This window comes from Aestuariivirga sp. (assembly GCF_041738905.1).
In the GTDB taxonomy this organism is placed as follows: Bacteria; Pseudomonadota; Alphaproteobacteria; order Rhizobiales; family Aestuariivirgaceae; genus Aestuariivirga.
Genome location: NZ_JBGSOZ010000210.1, coordinates 1 through 18,565, shown reverse-complemented (window position 1 = coordinate 18,565; position 18,565 = coordinate 1). Strand labels below are relative to the sequence as shown.

The 18,565-nt window shown below is 63.2% G+C and carries 15 protein-coding genes; 10 read left to right on the top strand and 5 right to left on the bottom strand.

From position 1 onward, the window contains the following. Positions 1–43: 43 nt before the first annotated feature. Together hrpB and ACEW8Q_RS20495 are read right to left on the bottom strand one after the other, a co-directional pair. Complete coding sequence (hrpB, locus tag ACEW8Q_RS20500; RefSeq protein ID WP_373505925.1) at positions 44–2,485, bottom strand: ATP-dependent helicase HrpB; 2,442 nt, start codon at positions 2,483–2,485, stop codon at positions 44–46. Between the two features lie 57 nt (positions 2,486–2,542). Continuing rightward, positions 2,543–3,466 (bottom strand): carbohydrate kinase, encoded by a 924-nt coding sequence (locus ACEW8Q_RS20495; protein WP_373505924.1) that lies wholly within the window; start codon positions 3,464–3,466, stop codon positions 2,543–2,545. A gap of 156 nt (positions 3,467–3,622) precedes the next feature. Between ACEW8Q_RS20495 and zwf the strand changes: the two genes are divergently transcribed. From zwf to eda, 4 genes are read left to right on the top strand one after another with little or no spacing between them, the layout of a single operon-like run. Further along, on the top strand, positions 3,623–5,104 hold the full coding sequence (gene zwf, locus ACEW8Q_RS20490; RefSeq protein WP_373505923.1) for a glucose-6-phosphate dehydrogenase: 1,482 nt from the start codon (positions 3,623–3,625) through the stop codon (positions 5,102–5,104). After that, positions 5,101–5,757, top strand: a complete 657-nt coding sequence (gene pgl / locus ACEW8Q_RS20485) for a 6-phosphogluconolactonase (RefSeq protein ID WP_373505922.1) — start codon at positions 5,101–5,103, stop codon at positions 5,755–5,757. The genes zwf and pgl overlap by 4 nt, the downstream gene beginning before the upstream one ends. Before the next feature lie 14 nt (positions 5,758–5,771). Next, positions 5,772–7,586 (top strand): phosphogluconate dehydratase, encoded by a 1,815-nt coding sequence (edd, locus tag ACEW8Q_RS20480; protein ID WP_373505921.1) that lies wholly within the window; start codon positions 5,772–5,774, stop codon positions 7,584–7,586. Then, positions 7,583–8,224, top strand: a complete 642-nt coding sequence (gene eda, locus ACEW8Q_RS20475; protein WP_373505920.1) for a bifunctional 4-hydroxy-2-oxoglutarate aldolase/2-dehydro-3-deoxy-phosphogluconate aldolase — start codon at positions 7,583–7,585, stop codon at positions 8,222–8,224. Before edd ends, eda begins: the two co-directional genes overlap by 4 nt. 4 nt (positions 8,225–8,228) lie before the next feature. Here eda and ACEW8Q_RS20470 read toward each other — a convergent pair whose 3' ends face one another. Further along, positions 8,229–8,960: a DUF599 domain-containing protein gene (locus ACEW8Q_RS20470; RefSeq protein ID WP_373505919.1), complete on the bottom strand. Its 732-nt coding sequence runs from the start codon at positions 8,958–8,960 to the stop codon at positions 8,229–8,231. Continuing rightward, on the bottom strand, positions 8,957–10,540 hold the full coding sequence (locus ACEW8Q_RS20465; protein ID WP_373505918.1) for a peptide chain release factor 3: 1,584 nt from the start codon (positions 10,538–10,540) through the stop codon (positions 8,957–8,959). Before ACEW8Q_RS20465 ends, ACEW8Q_RS20470 begins: the two co-directional genes overlap by 4 nt. Positions 10,541–10,660: 120 nt before the next feature. On the opposite strand from ACEW8Q_RS20465, the gene glk reads away from it, so the two are divergent. The 3 genes from glk to ACEW8Q_RS20450 all read left to right on the top strand — a co-directional run bounded on the left by glk (position 10,661) and on the right by ACEW8Q_RS20450 (position 13,204). Beyond that, positions 10,661–11,602 carry a glucokinase gene (gene glk / locus ACEW8Q_RS20460; RefSeq protein ID WP_373505917.1) on the top strand — a complete coding sequence of 314 codons (942 nt, stop codon included), beginning with the start codon at positions 10,661–10,663 and terminating at the stop codon, positions 11,600–11,602. Positions 11,603–11,612: 10 nt separating this feature from the next. Continuing rightward, positions 11,613–12,218, top strand: coding sequence for a bifunctional nicotinamidase/pyrazinamidase (gene pncA, locus ACEW8Q_RS20455; protein WP_373505916.1), 606 nt, complete (start codon positions 11,613–11,615; stop codon positions 12,216–12,218). Positions 12,219–12,319: 101 nt separating this feature from the next. Next, positions 12,320–13,204 carry a DMT family transporter gene (locus ACEW8Q_RS20450; RefSeq protein ID WP_373505915.1) on the top strand — a complete coding sequence of 295 codons (885 nt, stop codon included), beginning with the start codon at positions 12,320–12,322 and terminating at the stop codon, positions 13,202–13,204. 33 nt (positions 13,205–13,237) lie between these two features. On the opposite strand, the gene ACEW8Q_RS20445 is transcribed toward ACEW8Q_RS20450, so the two are convergent. Next, the gene (locus ACEW8Q_RS20445; protein ID WP_373505914.1) at positions 13,238–14,674 is read right to left on the bottom strand and encodes an aldehyde dehydrogenase family protein; all 1,437 of its coding nucleotides are present in this window, start codon (positions 14,672–14,674) and stop codon (positions 13,238–13,240) included. Positions 14,675–14,734: 60 nt separating this feature from the next. Here ACEW8Q_RS20445 and ACEW8Q_RS20440 point away from each other — a divergent pair, with 60 nt between their 5' ends. The 3 genes from ACEW8Q_RS20440 to ACEW8Q_RS20430 all read left to right on the top strand — a co-directional run bounded on the left by ACEW8Q_RS20440 (position 14,735) and on the right by ACEW8Q_RS20430 (position 18,488). Beyond that, complete coding sequence (locus tag ACEW8Q_RS20440; RefSeq protein ID WP_373505913.1) at positions 14,735–15,598, top strand: NAD(P)-dependent oxidoreductase; 864 nt, start codon at positions 14,735–14,737, stop codon at positions 15,596–15,598. Beyond that, on the top strand, positions 15,598–16,767 hold the full coding sequence (locus ACEW8Q_RS20435; RefSeq protein ID WP_373505912.1) for a pyridoxal phosphate-dependent aminotransferase: 1,170 nt from the start codon (positions 15,598–15,600) through the stop codon (positions 16,765–16,767). Before ACEW8Q_RS20440 ends, ACEW8Q_RS20435 begins: the two co-directional genes overlap by 1 nt. Positions 16,768–16,937: 170 nt before the next feature. Further along, positions 16,938–18,488: a malonyl-CoA synthase gene (locus tag ACEW8Q_RS20430; protein WP_373505911.1), complete on the top strand. Its 1,551-nt coding sequence runs from the start codon at positions 16,938–16,940 to the stop codon at positions 18,486–18,488. Positions 18,489–18,565: the final 77 nt, after the last annotated feature.

Genomic DNA, 18,565 nt, shown 5'->3' with positions numbered 1-18,565 from the left:
GGGCGGTGTTTGGCATCGGCACCCCACAAGGTCAAGCACCGCATCAGCGCAGCCTTCTCGGCCTCACCGGCGTCGCGTTGAGGGGGTCTTCCGGCCAGGAATGCTTCGGGTAGCGCCCGCGCATGTCGGAGCGGACGGAGGGGTAGCCGTTGGTCCAGAAGGTATCGAGCGACTGGGTGACAGCAAGCGGGCGGCCTGCGGGCGAAAGCAGCTCGATGCGGAGCGGGCTGCGGCCTTCGGCGATGGCCGGCGTGCGGGCAAGCCCGAACATTTCCTGCAGGCGGACGCGCAGCACGGGGTCACCCTCCGTCTCATAGTCGATCCGCACATCGGCACCGGAAGGCACCTCGATCCTGACTGGCGCGAGGCGATCCATCTTGCGGTACAGTTCATGCGGGATCATGGCCTGAATGATCTGGTGCATGTCCAGCCGGTCGAGATGGGCCTTGCGGCTAATGCCGGCGAGATAGGGGGTGAGCCAGTCTTCGAGCGAGGCGAGCAGCGCCTCATCCGAAAGGTCCGGCCAGCCGTCCTCGGGGTAAAGCCGGCGCAGGAACATCGCCCGGGCACGCAACAGCCGCGAGCCATCGCTCCACGGAATGCAGGTCAGCCCCATCTCCCTCACGCCCTGCGTCATCGCCACGGCAATCATTTCTGGATCGGCCTTGGGCTGCGGCTTCTCCTCCAGCACCAGCGCACCGAGCCGCCGCGACCGCGTGGCGCTCACCGCCCTGGCGCGGCTATCCCAGAACACACCATCCCGCGCCTCGATCTGGCTTTCGAAATGCTCCTCGATCTCATGCAGCGACAGGGGTGCTGCGAGGTAGATCTTCTGGTCGCCTGAGGCGCCATCCGTGGTGGCGACCGCCAGCCATTCCTGCGTCATCAAGGCATCGTGTTCCGGAAGGACGGCCCCACCGCCCCCCGACAACCGATATCGCCGGTCGCCGCCACGGCGCTGCGCGATGCGATCAGGGAAGGCATAGGCGATGAGCACGCCTGCGCTCACGTCCGAGGCTTCATCCCTGATTCCGGCGATCTGGCGGACCTGCTTTGCCGATTGCCGGATGCGGTCGCGCGCACCGCCTCTGATCTGGGACAGTCGCGACGTGATGTCGGCACCAGCGCTCCGGGGAAGCCCGTCACGCTCTGAGAGCAAAGTGGCGAGATCGGCAGCAAGAGCGCTTCCGCCCTTCACCACCATGTGGGCAAGGCGCGGATGCAGCGGCAGCTTCACCATGTCCTTGCCCATGGGCGTGATCTTGCCAGAGTCATCAATGGCTTCGAGCCGCTTGAGCAGGTCCTGCGCCTGCGCGAAGGGCGCGGCCAGCGGCGGATCGAGCCAGGGCAGCGCCTTTGCATCGGCCACACCCCATGCAGCGAGTTCGAGGACCAGCGGTGCAAGATCGGCAACGAAGATTTCGGGCTGGTCGTGGGGTGCCAAAGCCCGTGTCTCGGCCTCGGGCCAGAGGCGGTAGCACACGCCGGGCCCAAGTCGTCCGGCGCGGCCCCGACGCTGGTCGGCAGAGGCCAGCGACACCCGCACGGTTTCGAGCGCCGTCATGCCCGACGCCGGATCGAACCGCGGGCTCCGCTTGAAGCCTGTGTCGATGACAGCACCGATGCCGTCGATGGTGAGGCTGGTCTCGGCGATGGTGGTGGCCAGCACGATCTTTCGCTCACCTGCAGGCGACGGACGGATCGCGGCATCCTGCTCCGCGAACCCCATGGCGCCATAGAGTGGGCGCACCGTGGTGCCCTTCGGCAGCGACGATACGTTGAGATCGCCTTCCGTGCGGCGGATTTCAGCCTCGCCCGGCAGGAAGACGAGGATGCTCTGATCCGTCTCGTCGAGCGCACGAAAGACCGCGCGCGCCGCATCGGCTGAAATGGTCTGCCGCTGCGCCTTGTCGAGGTAGCGGGTCTCGACGGGATAGACGCGGCCCGGCGCATCGATGACGGGTGCATTGTCCAGGTGCGCCGAGACCCGCGCCGCGTCGAGTGTTGCCGACATGACAAGGATCTTGAGGTCGTCGCGAAGCCCGCGCTGGATGTCGAGCGTCATGGCGAGGCCCAGGTCACCGTCAAGCGAGCGCTCGTGGAACTCGTCGAAGATCACAAGGCCCGTTCCCTCAAGCTCCGGATCGGACTGGAGCCGCCGCGTGAGGATGCCCTCGGTGACGACCTCGATGCGGGTGCGGGACGAGACCTTGCGGTCGAGCCGCACTGTATAGCCAACCGTGCCGCCGATCTCATCGTTCAGCGTCTCGGCCATGCGGTGCGCGGCATTGCGCGCGGCCAACCGCCGGGGTTCCAGCATCACGATCTTTTGGTTTTTCAACCAGGCAGCATCGAGCAGCTTCAGCGGCACACGCGTCGTCTTGCCCGCACCGGGCTCCGCCACGAGCAACGCGCAGGGACCAGCCGCCAGCGCTTGTGAAAGCTGGGGAATGACGAGGTCGACAGGATACTCAGACGAAGTCATGGCCGGGTCGATAGCCCAACGGGCGTTCTGGCGAAAGCGCGATGCGATTGAGTGAAGCTAGACGAGTTCCTTCGCCCACGGCGGATCGGCTCCGGGACGTGAAACCGTGACGGCGGCGGCGCGTGCTGCGAAGCCCAGCGCCTTTTCGAGATCGGTCTGCGAAATCGCTGCGAGCTTCTTCTTGTCGAGCAGCTTCGCCTGCCGCAAGGCCGTGAGAAGTCCCGCAGTAAACGTGTCACCCGCGCCGACTGTATCGGCGACCTTCACCTTTTCGGCCGGACGGCTGAGTGCAAAGCCCTGCGTGAAGGCCTCCACCCCATCGCCTCCGCGCGTGATGACGACGATCTTGGCACCGAGCTTAAGCCATTTCCGGGCCGTGGCCTTGAAGTCGCTCTTGCCCGTCATGTAGGCGACATCCTCGTCGGACACCTTCACGATATCGGCCATGGCAATCATCCGGGAGAGTCGCGCGAGGTGGGATCGCCTGTTCCTGATCTGGCCGGGACGGATGTTGGGATCGAGCGAGACGACGCGCGACTTCGCCTCGCGCTTCATCAGCGCTTCGAGCGTGGTGCCGCCGGGCTCGGGGATGAGGCTGATGGACCCGAAATGCAGCGCCTGAACTTTTGCGTCCAGCTTGGGCCAATCTTTCTTCTCCAGCATGCGGCCGGCCGAATTGTCGTCGAAGAAGGAATAGCGTGCATGCCCGTCAGTGAGCTTGACGAAGGCAAGTGTGGAGGGCTTGTCCCAGATCTTCGTGTAACGGAGATCGACCTTGCTGGCCTTCAGCCCCTCGCGAAGCATGTCGCCGAAGAAATCGGTGGAGAGCCCGGTAAACAGCCCCGTGGGAACGCCAAGCCGGCCCAACGCAATCGCCGTATTGTAGACCGAACCGCCGCAGAAGGGCTGGTAGACAGGCGATCCATCGGCGGATTTCCGAGGCAGAAAGTCAATCAGCGCCTCGCCACAACACACAATCATGCCGCCCTCCCAACATCCTGATTTTTCAGCAACTATGAGGTAAAAATCGATGAATTGCAATAAATCACTTGCATTGACGTATTGCCCCGTTCATTGACTTGAGCCCGAAAATCGCTATTTGAGCGGCGCACATCAGAAACAAGCGGAAAAAAACTCATGACCCCGCGCATCATCCCCGTCGACCTTTTCGATCTCGTTGTCTTCGGGGCCACGGGCGACCTTTCGCAGCGCAAGCTGCTGCCGGCCCTGTTTCATCGCGACCTGCAGGGCCAGATCCCGCCAGAATCGCGCATCATCGGCTCATCCCGCCGCCCCTTCTCGAACGACGAGTTCAAGGACTTCGCGCGGGCATCGCTCGAGGCCCATGTGGACGAATCCGAGCGCCACGCCGATGTCATGGCACGGTTCATCGACCGCCTCAGCTACGTCGCCGCCGATGCCGCCCAAGACGACGGCTGGATGGAACTGGAAAAGTCCCTGCAGCCCGGCCTCGACCGCATCCGCGTCTTCTATCTCGCCGTCGGGCCTGATCTCTTCGGCCCGATCTGCGAGAAGCTCGGCACGCACAAGCTGGTGACGCCACAGAGCCGGGTGGTGATCGAGAAGCCGCTCGGGAAATCCGGCGCCTCGGCACATGCCTTGAACGAGTCGATCAGCCGTGTGTTCAGCGAACCGCAGATCTATCGCATCGACCACTATCTCGGAAAGGAGACGGTGCAGAACCTGATGGCGCTGCGCTTCGCCAATGCGCTGTTCGAGCCCGTCTGGAATTCCGCGCATATCGACCACGTGCAGATTACTGTTTCCGAGACGCTGGGTGTCGAAGGCCGCGCTGGTTACTACGACACGGCGGGCGCATTGCGCGACATGGTGCAGAACCACATGTTGCAGCTCCTGTGCCTCGTTGCGATGGAACCGCCGACATCGACCGCCGCCGATGCGCTCCGCGACGAGAAGCTGAAGGTCTTGAAGGCGCTGGCGCCCATCACCGGCGATGCCGTTGCAAATCTCTCCGTACGCGGACAATATCGCGCAGGCGCTGCCAATGGCGGCGCGGTGAAGGGCTATCTCGAAGAGCTTGGCTCCAACACGTCCAAGACCGAGACGTTCGTGGCACTGAAGGCCGAGATCCGCAACTGGCGCTGGAGCGGGGTTCCCTTCTACCTCCGCACCGGCAAGCGGCTGCCCTCGCGCGTTTCGGAAATCGTCGTCACCTTCAAGCCGATCCCGCATTCGGTGTTCGAACCATCGGCCGGGCCGATCGCGCCTAACCGGCTGGTCATCCGCCTGCAGCCGGATGAGGGCGTCAAGCTGTGGCTGATGATCAAGGATCCGGGCCCGGGGGGCATGCGCTTGTCTCACGTGCCGCTCGACATGAGCTTCGCGGATGCCTTCAACGTGCGCAATCCGGATGCCTATGAACGGCTCATCATGGATGTGGTGCGTGGCAGCCAGGCGCTGTTCATGCGCCGCGACGAAGTGGAAGCCGCATGGGCCTGGATCGACCCGGTGCTCGATGCGTGGGCCGCATCAAGCGAGTTGCCGAAGGCGTATACATCGGGCACGTGGGGACCGTCAGCCGCCGTGGCGTTGATCGAACGCGACGGCCGCACATGGTATGAGGACCAGGACTTATGATCGAAGCTGAACGCATTTTCGAGGCCCGCGAGCCTCTCGCCGAGACGCTCGCCCGCGACGTGGCCGACGAATTGCTGCGCGCCATCGAGGCCAAGGGCAAGGCGACCCTCGCCGTCTCCGGCGGATCGACGCCGAAGCTGTTTTTCGAGAAGCTCTCGGAAGCTGAGCTCCCATGGCAGCGCGTGACGGTGACGCTCGTCGACGAGCGCCAGGTGCCCGAAACCAGCGAGCGCTCCAATGCCCGTCTCGTCCGCGCCCATTTGCTGAAGAACCGCGCGGCGGCGGCATCGTTCGTTCCGTTATTCGACAATGCCGATGCCGCGAAGGCCGCGGCCTTCGACGTCGTCGTCCTCGGCATGGGCAATGACGGTCACACGGCGTCCTTCTTTCCCGGCGGCGACCACCTCGCTGAAGCGATCGACAGCGACACACCGAAGCGCCTGATCGAGATGCGGGCGCCGGGTGCGGGCGAGCCCCGCCTTACATTCACGCTTCCTGTTCTGGAAGCCGCTGGCCGTCTGAAACTTCATATTGAGGGCGCCGACAAGAAGTTGGTGCTCGCCAAGGCGCTGGCCGATGGCCCGGAAGAAGACATGCCGGTGCGCGCCGTGCTGCGCAGTCCGACGCCTGTCACGCTCTACTGGTGTCCCTGAAACAGGAGGCTTCGATGTCCGTAACCGGAACCATATCGGCCGTAACTGAAAAGATCGTAGAGCGCAGCAAGGCCTCGCGCCGGCGCTACCTCGACATGATCGATGAGGCCGTGGCCCGGCAACCGAAGCGCAAATCATTGGGTTGCGCCAACGTCGCCCACGGCTTTGCAGCCTGCGGCACCGACAAGGATGCCTTGCGCAACGGCTCCGCTCCCAACATCGGGATCGTCACCGCCTACAATGACATGCTCTCGGCGCACCAACCCTTCGAAACCTATCCGGACCTGATCCGCAAGGCGGCCCGTGCGGCAGGCGGCACAGCTCAAGTTGCAGGCGGCGTTCCCGCCATGTGCGACGGCGTCACGCAGGGCGAAACAGGCATGGAACTGTCGCTCTTCTCGCGCGACGTGATTGCACTTTCCACCGCCGTGGCGCTGTCGCACCAGATGTTCGACTCGGCCGTCTACCTCGGCGTTTGCGACAAGATCGTTCCGGGCCTCGTGATCGGCGCGCTATCCTTCGGCCACCTGCCCGCGGTGTTCATTCCCGCAGGCCCGATGACGAGCGGCCTGCCGAACGAGGAAAAGGGCAAGATCCGCCAGCTTTATGCCGAAGGCAAAGTGGGCCGCGACGCGTTGATGGAAGCCGAAGCCAAGTCCTACCATGGCCCCGGCACCTGCACATTTTACGGGACTGCGAATTCCAACCAGATGCTCATGGAGATCATGGGCCTCCACCTGCCGGGCTCGACCTTCGTCAATCCGGGCACGCCGCTCCGCGATGCAATTACCGCTGAGTCGGCGAGGCAGGCGCTCGCCATTACCGCACTCGGCAATGATTACCGCCCCATCGGCCGCATCTATGACGAGAAGGCGGTGGTGAACGGCGTCGTGGGCCTCCTTGCCACCGGCGGCTCGACCAATCACACGATCCACCTGATCGCCATGGCGGCGGCTGCGGGCATCGCGCTTGACTGGAGCGATCTGGCCGAACTCTCCGCAGCAGTCCCCCTCCTCACGCGCGTCTATCCGAATGGCAAGGCCGACGTGAACCACTTCAACGCGGCGGGCGGCATGGGCTTCCTCATCCGCGAACTGCTGGGCGCCGGCCTCCTGCACGAGGATGTCTCGACCATCATGGGTTCGGGCCTCTCGAACTATACGAAGGAAGCAAGACTCGGCCCCCAGGGCGAACTCGTCTATGCGGACGCCGCCGAAGCCTCGCATGACGAGACCGTGCTTCGCGGCTGCGGCAAGCCCTTCCAGCTCACCGGCGGATTGCAGGTGCTCTCGGGCAATCTCGGCACTTCCGTCATCAAGACATCATCGATCCCCAACGACCGCCATGTGATCGAGGCCCCGGCGCGCGTGTTCCATTCGCAGGAAGACCTGCAGGCTGCCTTCAAGGCGGGCGAGTTGAACCAGGACATCGTAGCGGTGGTCCGTTTCCAGGGGCCCAAGGCCAACGGCATGCCCGAACTTCATCGCCTTACGCCGCCTCTCGCGGTGTTGCAGGACAAGGGTTTCCGCGTGGCGCTTGTCACCGACGGGCGCATGTCGGGAGCCTCCGGCAAGGTGCCCGCCGCCATTCACCTGACGCCCGAAGCGGTCGATGGCGGTCCGATCGCGAAGATCCGTGACGGCGACATCGTCAGGCTCGATGCGGACAATGGCACGCTGGAAGTGCTGGCCGACCTTTCCACGCGCGATGCGGTGAAACTCGACCTGTCGCGGAACGAGGCCGGCACGGGCCGCGAGCTGTTTGCCGCATTCCGCAACATTGCAGGCTCTGCCGCGCAGGGCGCTTCCATATTCGGAGTGGGACGATGACACGCGAATACCAGAAGGGCCTCGAGGCCGCATTGAAGCTCGCCCCCGTGGTGCCGGTGATGGTGATCGAGAACGTGGAAGACGCGGTGCCGCTGGCGCGTGCGCTGGTCAATGGCGGGCTTCCTGTCCTCGAGATCACGCTTCGCACGCCGAAGGCCATGGACTGTATCCGCGCCATCGTGGCGGAAGTCGAGGGCGCCATCGTCGGCTCCGGCACGGTGCTGACGCCCGACCAACTGCGTGACAGCGAGAAACTGGGCTGCAAGTTTGCGGTCTCTCCCGGATCGACTGGCAGGCTGCTCGGCGCGGCGGAAGACCACGACATCGCCCTGCTGCCCGGCGGCGTGACGGCATCGGAATGCATGGCGCTGCTCGAATGGGGCTATGCGATCCAGAAGTTCTTCCCCGCCGAACCCGCAGGCGGTGTGCCCTATCTCTCGTCGTTGTCATCACCCTTGCCGCAGGTTCGCTTCTGTCCGACGGGCGGCATCAATGTCGCCAATGCCCAGAGCTATCTGAAGCTGTCCAACGTCATCACCATCGGCGGCTCATGGATGGCACCGAAAAAACTGGTCGAGGCGAAGGACTGGGCGGGAATCGAAAAGCTGGCGCGCGAGGCGGCGGCGCTCAGGGGTTGAGCGCCTATTCCTTCACTCGCTTCAGCGCCGTCACATATTTCGCGATTGCAACAGCCGTCGGTGAGTAGAGCTGCCGGTAGTAGAGCAGCGCCGTGATGAGCAACGTTGCCACGATGCAGGTCGTGGCGCCAGAAAACAGGAACAGCGAGGCGACCGCGTAGTAGAAACCGCGAATGCCGTTATTGATCGACTTCACCGCCTCGGTCAGGACGCGTGCCGTCTGGTCGGCCATCACGCTCACTTCCGGCGTCGAGGCGGCGGCGACGTCGAGGCCGCCCAGCATGGCGAAGACATAGGCCATCTTGCGCAACGCGTAGGTGAAGGCAAAGAGGCACAATACCAAGATGAGCGTCACCAGCGCAAAATTGAGCGCGAAGAGATCAGCACTCATGGGCGCCAGAAAGGTCAGTTCGCGCGTGACGATGTAGACGCGGTTGATGTTGACGAGCGTGCCGACGAGTGCAGCGAGAAGGATGAGCGTCGCAGAACCGAAATAGGACACCGAACTGGAGATATGCCCAAGCATCAGCGCGTCGATGACGCGCTGGTCGCGCGATACGCTCTGGTGCATGTGCAGCCAGCGCAGCCGGACGGCATGGAGCTGCGTGTTGAGCGAGCCCTTGCCGATGAGGCTGAGGATCGGCGTGTAGAACCCCCACAAGAAGAAGATCAGGCCGATGGCAACCGCATGGGCCAGGCTGAAGTCAATGGGCAGGGATGGCAGGTTCAGGCTCATGCAGCCTTGTGCATTTCCTTGATTTCAGTCGTCTTGATCTCCGGCGCCCGCTCCAGCGTGTAGTTCAGGCTGAACGCCGATTGCGCCATGAAGACAGGGTCGCCGTCAAGGTCGGTTGCGATCGAGAAGCGGTTTGCGGTGAGGAACTCGTCAAGCTTCTTCGGGTCGGCGCAGGAAATCCAGCGCATCACCTCATAGCGCGATGGCTCGAATGTGACCGGAACGCCGTATTCATTGGCCAGGCGGTCAGCCAGCACGTCGAGCTGCAGCGCACCAACCACACCGACGATGGCAGGAGAGCCGTCCGCCGGAATGAAGAGCTGCACGACGCCCTCTTCCGCCAGCTGCTCCAGCGCCTCGCGAAGTTTCTTGGCCTTCATCGGGTCGCCCAGTTTCACGCGGCGCAGGATTTCCGGCGCGAAGCTCGGAACGCCGGTGAAGACGATGTCCTCGCCTTCGGTCAACGTATCGCCGATGCGAAGGAGTCCATGGTTCGGAATGCCGACGACATCGCCCGCATAGGCCTCATCCGCAATCGAACGGTCCTGCGCGAAGAAGAACTGCGGCGCGTTGAGCGCCACTATCTTTCCGGTCCGCACCAGCTTCACCTTCATGCCACGCGTGAGCTTGCCCGACGCAAGGCGCATGAAGGCGATGCGGTCGCGATGGTTGGGGTCCATGTTCGCCTGGATCTTGAACACGATGCCCGTCATCTTGGGCTCCGTCGCGTGGACGACGCGGCCCGAGGCCTGCTGGTCGCGCGGCGGCGGCGCATAGGCGATCAAGGCTTCCAGAAGATCGCGCACGCCGAAGTTCTTGATGGCCGAGCCGAAATAGACCGGGCTCAGGTGACCCTCGAGGAAGGCCTCTCGGTCGAAGCTGTGGCAAAGGTCCTTCACCAGTTCGATCTCGTCGCGCCACTTGGCAAGAACTTCGCCCTTGATGAGCGTATCGATGAGCGGATCGGCGGGGCCTGAGACCGGAACGCCATCGGGGTCCTGCTCCAGCTGGCGGACTCGCGGCGTGTTGAGGTCATAGGTGCCCGCGAAGTCCTTGCCCTGCCCGATGGGCCAGACCATGGGCGCAACCGTGAGGGCCAGGCCCTTCTCGATCTCGTCCAGAAGATCGAGCGGATCGCGCGACTCGCGGTCCATCTTGTTGACGAAGGTGATGATCGGAATGTCGCGCAACCGGCAGATCTCGAACAGCTTGCGGGTGCGCGCCTCGATGCCCTTGGCGCCGTCGATCACCATGACGGCGGCATCGACAGCCGTGAGCGTCCGGTAGGTGTCTTCCGAGAAGTCCTCGTGGCCCGGCGTATCGAGCAGGTTGAAGACGACCCCGCCGTATTCGAAGGTCATGACCGAGGTCACGACCGAGATGCCGCGGGCGCGCTCGATCGACATCCAGTCCGAGCGGGTGCGGCGGCGGTCGCCCTTGGCGCGCACCTGGCCTGCCAGCTGGATGGCGCCGCCGAACAGCAGGAGCTTTTCGGTCAGCGTCGTCTTGCCGGCGTCGGGGTGCGAAATGATGGCGAAGGTACGCCTGCGCGCCACTTCCTGTTCGAGCGGGTTGGTCACGTCAAATCCGGGGTGTGATTGGTTGACCTGCTTCCTAGACGGGTTTTGCTGGAGGGTCAAAGCTTTCGCTGTTGCCCAACGCGCCGTGGCATGGCACTTGGGGAAGCAGGGGTTTATATCATGGCTGAACTGGCACTTGTCGGCGACATCGGGGGAACGAACTCGCGTTTCGGCCTGGTGGACGTCGGTTCCACCAGAGTCCGGGACATTGCGGTCCAGAAAAACAACAATTTCGGCTCCCTGGAAGAGTCGATCGGCGCTTATGTGAAGGCGAGAGGCCTGACGGAACTGGCGGCCGCCGCCGTGGCCGTGGCGGGACCGGTCGAGGGCGAGGTCGTCTCGCTCACCAATCGCGACTGGAGCTTCACACGGGAATCGCTGCGGAAGGCCGCTGTGGCGAAACGGTTCCGGCTGTTGAACGATTTCGAGGCGCTGGCCATGTCGCTTCCTCATCTGGAGGGCGACGACGTTGTCCAGATCGGCGGCGAAACGCCACCGCGGCCCGGTGTCAAGATCGTGCTGGGACCGGGAACGGGCCTCGGCATGGCGACGCTTGCGCCTCTGCCGCTGGGCGGATGGATGGCGCTTCCCGGCGAAGTGGGCCACATCACGCTCCCGGTGGCCACCCGCGAGGAATTCGACTGGCGAGAAAAGATGTCGAAGCCCGGCACGCCCTTCGAGTCGGAGGATGCCATCACGGGCGGCGGCCTTCTGCTCATGTACCGCACGATTGCCGACAAGCCGGCCCAGCAGACGCCCGAAGAGGTTTTGCAGGCAGCACTCGCAGGCACCGACGCTGCGGCGGTGAAGACGCTGGACCAGTTCATCACCTGGCTTGCCCGCATCTCGGGCGATGCCGCCATGACCATGCAGGCACGCGGCGGGGTTTATCTCGCAGGCGGCATTGCGCCCTCGATTGTCGAGAAACTGAAGAGCGGGTCATTCCGTTCGATCTTCCAGGAGAAGGGCCGTCTTGCCCATGTGATGCGGCCCATCCCCGTCTATGTCATTGTGGACCGGTTCCCGGCCTTCAAGGGATGCGCCGCGGCCATCGCAGAGTGAGGAGACGATCATGTGGAAGGATACCGACGTTCTCATCGTCATCGACGTCCAGAATGATTTCTGCCCCGGTGGAAAACTCGCCGTTCCGGGCGGCAACGAGGTTGTGCCCCTCATCAACCGGCTGGCGAAGAGCTTCAGGCATGTGGTGCTGACGCAGGATTGGCACCCGGCGGTTCACTCGTCCTTCGCCACCTCGCACCCCGCGAAGAACCCTTTCGAGATCGCCATGATGCATTATGGCCCGCAGACGCTCTGGCCGGAGCATTGCATTCAGGACACGGAAGGCGCGGCCTTTCACAAGGACTTGCACATTCCCCATGCGGAACTGATCATCCGCAAGGGCTTCCGGCAGGAGATCGACAGCTATTCGGCTTTCTTCGAGAACGACCAGAAGACACCGACGGGCCTCGGCGGCTACCTCAAGGAGCGTGGCTTCGAGAAAGTCGTCTGCGTGGGGCTCGCCTTCGACTTCTGCGTGCGCTTCTCGGCGGAAGATGCCCGCAAGCTGGGATTCGACACCGAGGTCATCGAGGCCGCCTGCCGGGCGATCGACCTTGATGGCTCGGCGGAGGCGACACGGAAATCCCTCGCCGAGGCGGGCGTCGTGCTGGCGTAAGCCATCGTCAGTCACACGAAAGCACCATGCGGAAATCGCAGGGGTGGGTAGGCTCGCAGCCGATGTGAACTGACCGCCAAAGCGCGTAATGAACTGACCGGATGAACCCCAACGTCAAAGGCATCCTGCTGATGGCTGCCGCCGTCCTGATCTTCGCGGTCCTCGATGGACTGGCGAAGTATGTGATGCAGACATTGCCGCCGCCCGTCGCCGTGTTCTTCCGCTATCTCATAGCCCTCCTGCTGGCGATGGGCCTGATCGAGCGCACCGGGCGGCCGGCCATCATCATTTCGCGCCACATCGGTCTGCAATTCATCCGTGGGCTGATGCTGCTGGCGTCGACCGTGCTGAACTTCATCGCCCTCACCTATCTGCAACTGGCGCAGACGGCAGCGATCTCCTTCACCATTCCGCTCTGGGTCTGCGCCTTGTCGGTGCCATTGCTGGGCGAGCATGTGGGCATCCGCCGCTGGCTTGCGGTTGTGGTCGGCTTCATCGGCGTTCTCATCATCATGCGGCCGGGCACGATGAGTTTCCACTGGGCCATGTTTCTTTCCCTCGGCGCAACCTTCTGCGGGTCGATCTACAACATCGCGACCCGCAAGGTGGGAGGGCGCGACCGGGCTGAAACATCTCTGTTTTACGTTGGCCTGTTCGGCACCCTGTTCGCCGTGCTGCCCCTGCCATGGTATTGGGAGATGCCACAAGGCATCGAGTGGAATCTGCTGCTCGGCATGGGGCTGGCGGGAGGTGTCGGCCACTTCCTGCTGATCCAGGCGCACAGGCTGGCACAGGCCTCTGTGCTGGCACCCTTCATCTATACCCAGATCATCTGGATGATCCTGATCGGCTTCATCGTCTTCAGGGACGTGCCCGACATGTGGACGCTCATTGGTGCCGCAATCGTCGTCGCAAGCGGCCTCTTCGTCTTCGCGCGAGAACGGAAGTCCAGGGACGGCACCGAAGTACCGGCCCCGGTTGATTGAGTCGGGCTCTCGCCAACAGAAGTGTGTGGTGTCTTACGCCAGCGTATAGGCCGTCTTGATCCCGGTGTAGAAATCAACCGCGTGGCGGCCCTGCTCGCGCGCGCCATAGCTTGAGCCCTTCCGGCCACCGAACGGCACGTGATAGTCGACGCCCGCCGTGGCGAGGTTCACCATCACCATGCCGGCCGCAGATTTCTTGCGGAAGTCGGAGGCATATTTCAGCGACGTGGTGACGATGCCCGACGACAGGCCGAAGGCCGTATCGTTGGCAACGCTCAGCGCCTCGTCATAACTCTCGACCTTGATGACGGATGCCACCGGACCGAAGACTTCCTCGCGATTGATGCGCTGCGCATTGTTGGTGCCGATGAACAGCGCGGGCGAGAGGTAGTTGCCCTTGGTGTCACGGTTGAGCCGCTCGCCGCCCCAGGCCAGTTCGCAGCCTTCGTCCCGCGCGATCTGGATATAGCGCTCGTCCTGCGCCATCTGCGACTCGTCGACGACAGGACCAATCACCGTGCCGTCCTTCAGCGCGTGGTCGACCTTCAGCTTCTTCATGCCATCGACCATGCGCTCGACGAACGCGTCATGCACTTTTGCGCCAACAATGAGGCGCGAGGACGCCGTGCAGCGCTGGCCCGTCTGGTAGAAGGCGCCATCGAGTGCTGCCGCCACCGCGATGTTGATATCCGCATCGTCCAGCACGACAAGCGGGTTCTTTCCGCCCATTTCAAGCTGGAACTTGGCGCCGCGCGCGGCACAGGCCATGGCGACCTTGGAGCCCGTCTCGACCGAGCCCGTGAACGAGATCGCATTCACGTCACGCGATTCGAGCATGGTCTGGCCGACGACCGAGCCGCGGCCCATGACGAGATTGACGACGCCCTTCGGCAGCCCCGAACGCGAGATGATCTCGGCCAATGCCCAGGCTGTTCCCGGCACCAGATCGGCGGGCTTGAAGACCACCGTGTTTCCGAAGGCGATGGCGGGCGCCATCTTCCAGGCGGGAATGGCAATCGGGAAGTTCCATGGGCAGATCAAGCCCACAACGCCGAGCGCCTCGCGGGTGATGGTCACGTCGACGCCGGGACGGACGGAGGAAATCGCAACGCCCTCGACGCGCAAGGCCTCCTGCGCGAAGAACTTGAAGATCTGGGCGGCGCGCATTGTCTCGGCGATGCCGTTGGCGAGGGGCTTTCCTTCCTCGCGCGACAGCAGGCGGCCGATCTCGTCCTTGCGGGCGAGGAGTTCGGTGCCGATGAATTCCAGCGCGTCGGCCTTCACCTGCGGCGTCGTCGCGGCCCATGCGGGCTGTGCGGCCTTGGCGGCGGCGATGGCGGCCTCGGTCTGCACCTTGTCGGCCTGGGCATATTCACCGACGATATCGCTCATGTCCGACGGGTTGATGTTCTCGCGGATACCCTTGCCCTCGAGCCATTCGCCATTGATGAAATTCCGATGCAGCGCCATGATGCCAACTCCTGATTTTTTCGAGCCGGACCATAAGGAGTGAGCGCAGGTGAGGCAAGCATGCAGGTTGGACTGATCGGCGCGGGGATGATGGGTCACGGCATGGCCGCCAATCTCCTGAAGCATGGCCATGGTGTAAACGTCATCGCGCACCGCAACCGGGCCCCTGTGGATGACCTTGTGAGGCAGGGCGCACGGGAAGTGAAGGACCTCGCGGGGCTCGCCGTATCCGATGTGATCCTGCTCTGCGTGACCACGTCGAAGGTCGTCGAGGACACGATCGCGGGGCTGAAGCCTCATCTCCGTCCCGGCCAGATCATCCTGGACTCCGGCACGTCCGAACCCGGAGCCACGAAACGCCTCGCGCATGAACTTTCCGCACTGGGCGTGGATTACGCCGACATTCCCCTGACCGGCGGGCCGGAACAGGCAGGACTTGGCGTGCTGGGCGTGCTCTGCGGCGCCAGTGCTAAAACCTTCGACCGGATCTATCCCCTCCTCCTGTGTTTCGCGAGCACCGTGAAGCATTTCGGGCCCCCGGGATCGGGGCACACGGCGAAGCTCATCTCGAACTATCTGGTCACTGGCATGGTGGCGCTGGTGTCGGAGGCCTTCGGCGCGGCCCGCACTGCCCAGATCGACTGGAAGGACCTCTATGAGGTGATGCAGAATGGCTCCGGCAATTCCGGCGTGCTGCGCAAGATGGTGGAACCAGCGCTGAAGGGCGATTTCGACGGCTATCGTTTCGCAATTGCGAACGCGGCGAAGGACATTGGCTATTATGCAGACCTGGCCGAAAAGCTGGGTTGCAGTTCACGCCTGACGGAATCCGTTGCGGAAATCTTCAAGGCCGCCGTAGATACAGGTCATGGCGGGCGCAATGTCAGCCACCTGCTTGACCCCGCAATTGATGATGTGACCTGATGCTGAAACTCAATCCCTCCGTGGCGGCCATTGAAGAAGAGACCGCCTTCACCGTTCTCGACCGTGCCAATGCGCTGAAAGCCAAGGGCCACCCGGTCATCAATCTCGGCATCGGCCAGCCCGATTTTACCCCGCCGAAGCACATTCTGGAAGCCGCCGAGAAGGCCGTGCGCGACGGCCCGCATGGCTACACCAGCCCGCAAGGCCTGCCCGTTCTGCGAGATGCGGTGGCGCAATATGTAGGGAACCGCTTCAAGGTTCCCGTCTCTGGCGACGAGGTCGTCATCGTGCCGGGTGGCAAGGTGACCTTCTATTTCGCCTGCCAGCTGTTTGGTGGGCCGGGCACTGAAATTCTCTACCCCGATCCGGGCTTCCCGCCCTATCGCGATGCGGCGCGCTCATCCGGTGCCAAGCCCGTGCCCTACCCGATCCGCGAGGAAAAGGACTTCGGCTTCGATGCCGAGGAAGTGCTTTCCCTCATCACGCCCGCCACGCGCCTGATCATCATCAATTCGCCGGCGAACCCCACGGGCGGCGTCGTCTCGCGCGAGGAGATCACCAAGCTGGCGCACGGCCTTGCGCGCTTTCCGGACGTGGCGATCCTGTCGGACGAAATCTACAGCCACCAGGTCTATGACGGTGTCGACTTCACCAGTTTCCTGAGCTTCCCGGAATTGCGCGACCGCACCATCATTCTCGACGGCTGGTCCAAGACCTTCGCGATGACCGGCTGGCGGCTGGGCTTCGGCATCTGGCCAAAACAACTCATCGAGTATGTGAAGAAGCTCATCACCGTCGACCACTCCTGCACCAGTGTCGCCACGCAGATGGCGGGGCTGGCAGCGATCACCGGGCCGATGGACGAGATCGAGGCCTTCCGGAAGAGCTTCCAGAGGCGCCGCGACATCGTGGTGAAGGGGTTGAACGACATCAAGGGCGTGCGTTGCCGGGTGCCGGGCGGCGCCTTCTACGCGTTCCCCAACATCTCGGCGACGGGATGGGAATCGCGCGACCTGGCGCGGGAGCTGCTCGACAAGGCCTTTGTGGCGTTGATCTTCGGCGACAGCTTCGGCACCAATGGCAAAGGCTTCATGCGGCTCTCCTATGCGGCGAGCGAGGCGGACATCGTCGAGGCCCTGAAGCGCATGAAGGCCTTCATCGAGGGTTGAGAAGAAAAACCATGCCGGATGCGTTCGGCTAGAGGGGGCATGTGGCCTCGCACCACGGCATGGCAGTCACTTGGGGCTTGGGCGGGACGGACAGATTGTCCCGCAAGCCAAAGACTGCTCCGCATAAATGACAGGCCCATGACGGCGGGCTGACAGGAAAGCAACTCACAGTGTCGAGCGAGAACCTTTATCACCGCTTCGAATCGACGTTCCGGAACCACGCCTCCCGCACGTCGATCCGCACGCCCGGCGGAGGGCCAAGCATCAGCTTTGCAGAACTCGCCTCTCAGGTGGCGCGCTATGCTAACGCGCTGGCGGCGCTGGGCGTCGAGCCCGGTGACCGGGTTACGGTGCAGGTCGAGAAATCGATCGCCAATGTGCTGCTCTATCTCGCCGTATTGAAGGCGGGCGCGGTGTACCAGCCCCTCAACACCGCCTACACGGAAACCGAAGTCGACTATTTCGTGGGCGATGCGCAGCCGAAGCTCATCGTCTGCGATCCCGTCCGGCAGGCCGCCATGCGCACGCTCGCTGACCGGCACAAGATCTTCGCGGTCGTCAACCTCGATGCCGATGGCCAGGGCTCGCTTGCCACCATGGCGGCCACGATGGACGATCGTCATGAAACGGCACCGCGTCGGGCCGATGACCTCGCGGGCCTGCTCTATACGTCGGGCACCACGGGCCGCTCCAAGGGCGCGATGATCACCCACGGCAACCTCTCCTCCAATGCCGAGACGCTGGTAAAGCTCTGGCACATCACCGCGAGCGACGTGCTGCTCCATGCCCTGCCCATTTTCCATGTGCACGGCCTCTATGTGGCGCTCAACACGGCCTTCCTGTCTGGCTGCGAAATCGTCTGGTTCGGCAAGTTCGATGTGAAGGCGCTGGTCGGCGCCATGCCGCAAGCCAGCCTGATGATGGGCGTGCCCACGTTCTATACGCGGCTCCTCGCCGAGCCTTCCTTCACCTCTGAATGTGCGCGTTCCATGCGCCTCTTCATTTCCGGATCGGCTCCACTCCTCGCCGAGACGCACCAGGACTTCCGTATACGGACGGGTCATGCAATCCTCGAACGCTACGGCATGACCGAGACGGGAATGATCACCTCGAATCCCTATGACGGCGACCGCGTGCCTGGCACCGTTGGCTTCGCCCTGCCCGGCGTTTCGGTTCGCATCACTGGCGGCCAGCCCGGCGTGCTGGAGGTGAAGGGCCCCAACGTCTTCAAGGGCTATTGGAGAATGCCGGAGAGGACGAAGGAAGACTTCACGGCGGATGGCTATTTCATCACCGGCGACGTGAGCACCATCGATGCCGAAGGCCGCGTAACCATCGTCGGCCGCGCCAAGGACCTGATCATCACGGGCGGCTTCAATGTCTACCCGAAGGAGATCGAGGAGGTTCTGGATGCCATGCCGGGAGTAGGTGAATCAGCGGTTGTGGGAGCACCGCATCCCGATTTTGGTGAGGCTGTGATCGCTGTCGTTACCGCGCATGGCGAACTTCCGCAGGAACAGGCGATCATCGGAGAGCTTTCGAAAACTCTGGCGAAGTTCAAGGTGCCGAAACGCATCTTCGTCGTGGACGAACTGCCGCGGAATGCGATGGGCAAGGTGCAGAAGGCCGAACTCCGGCGTCTTCACGCTGCAACTTTCATAAACCCGCATTCGCCAGATGACATACTGATTTGTGGCGGCATTGCGCCGATTCAGGTATAATTATCAGCAGTTTAACCTGAACCATATGAGGCCATCATGGAGAACCCAGCGGGTGAACCGAATGATAGTACTCTGCG

Coding starts and splice junctions, on each gene's coding strand:
- hrpB (WP_373505925.1), bottom strand. CDS start 2,485: ATGACTTCGTCTGAGTATCCTGTCGACCTCGTCATTCCCCAGCTTTCA.
- ACEW8Q_RS20495 (WP_373505924.1), bottom strand. CDS start 3,466: ATGATTGTGTGTTGTGGCGAGGCGCTGATTGACTTTCTGCCTCGGAAA.
- zwf (WP_373505923.1), top strand. CDS start 3,623: ATGACCCCGCGCATCATCCCCGTCGACCTTTTCGATCTCGTTGTCTTC.
- pgl (WP_373505922.1), top strand. CDS start 5,101: ATGATCGAAGCTGAACGCATTTTCGAGGCCCGCGAGCCTCTCGCCGAG.
- edd (WP_373505921.1), top strand. CDS start 5,772: ATGTCCGTAACCGGAACCATATCGGCCGTAACTGAAAAGATCGTAGAG.
- eda (WP_373505920.1), top strand. CDS start 7,583: ATGACACGCGAATACCAGAAGGGCCTCGAGGCCGCATTGAAGCTCGCC.
- ACEW8Q_RS20470 (WP_373505919.1), bottom strand. CDS start 8,960: ATGAGCCTGAACCTGCCATCCCTGCCCATTGACTTCAGCCTGGCCCAT.
- glk (WP_373505917.1), top strand. CDS start 10,661: ATGGCTGAACTGGCACTTGTCGGCGACATCGGGGGAACGAACTCGCGT.
- pncA (WP_373505916.1), top strand. CDS start 11,613: ATGTGGAAGGATACCGACGTTCTCATCGTCATCGACGTCCAGAATGAT.
- ACEW8Q_RS20450 (WP_373505915.1), top strand. CDS start 12,320: ATGAACCCCAACGTCAAAGGCATCCTGCTGATGGCTGCCGCCGTCCTG.
- ACEW8Q_RS20445 (WP_373505914.1), bottom strand. CDS start 14,674: ATGGCGCTGCATCGGAATTTCATCAATGGCGAATGGCTCGAGGGCAAG.
- ACEW8Q_RS20440 (WP_373505913.1), top strand. CDS start 14,735: ATGCAGGTTGGACTGATCGGCGCGGGGATGATGGGTCACGGCATGGCC.
- ACEW8Q_RS20435 (WP_373505912.1), top strand. CDS start 15,598: ATGCTGAAACTCAATCCCTCCGTGGCGGCCATTGAAGAAGAGACCGCC.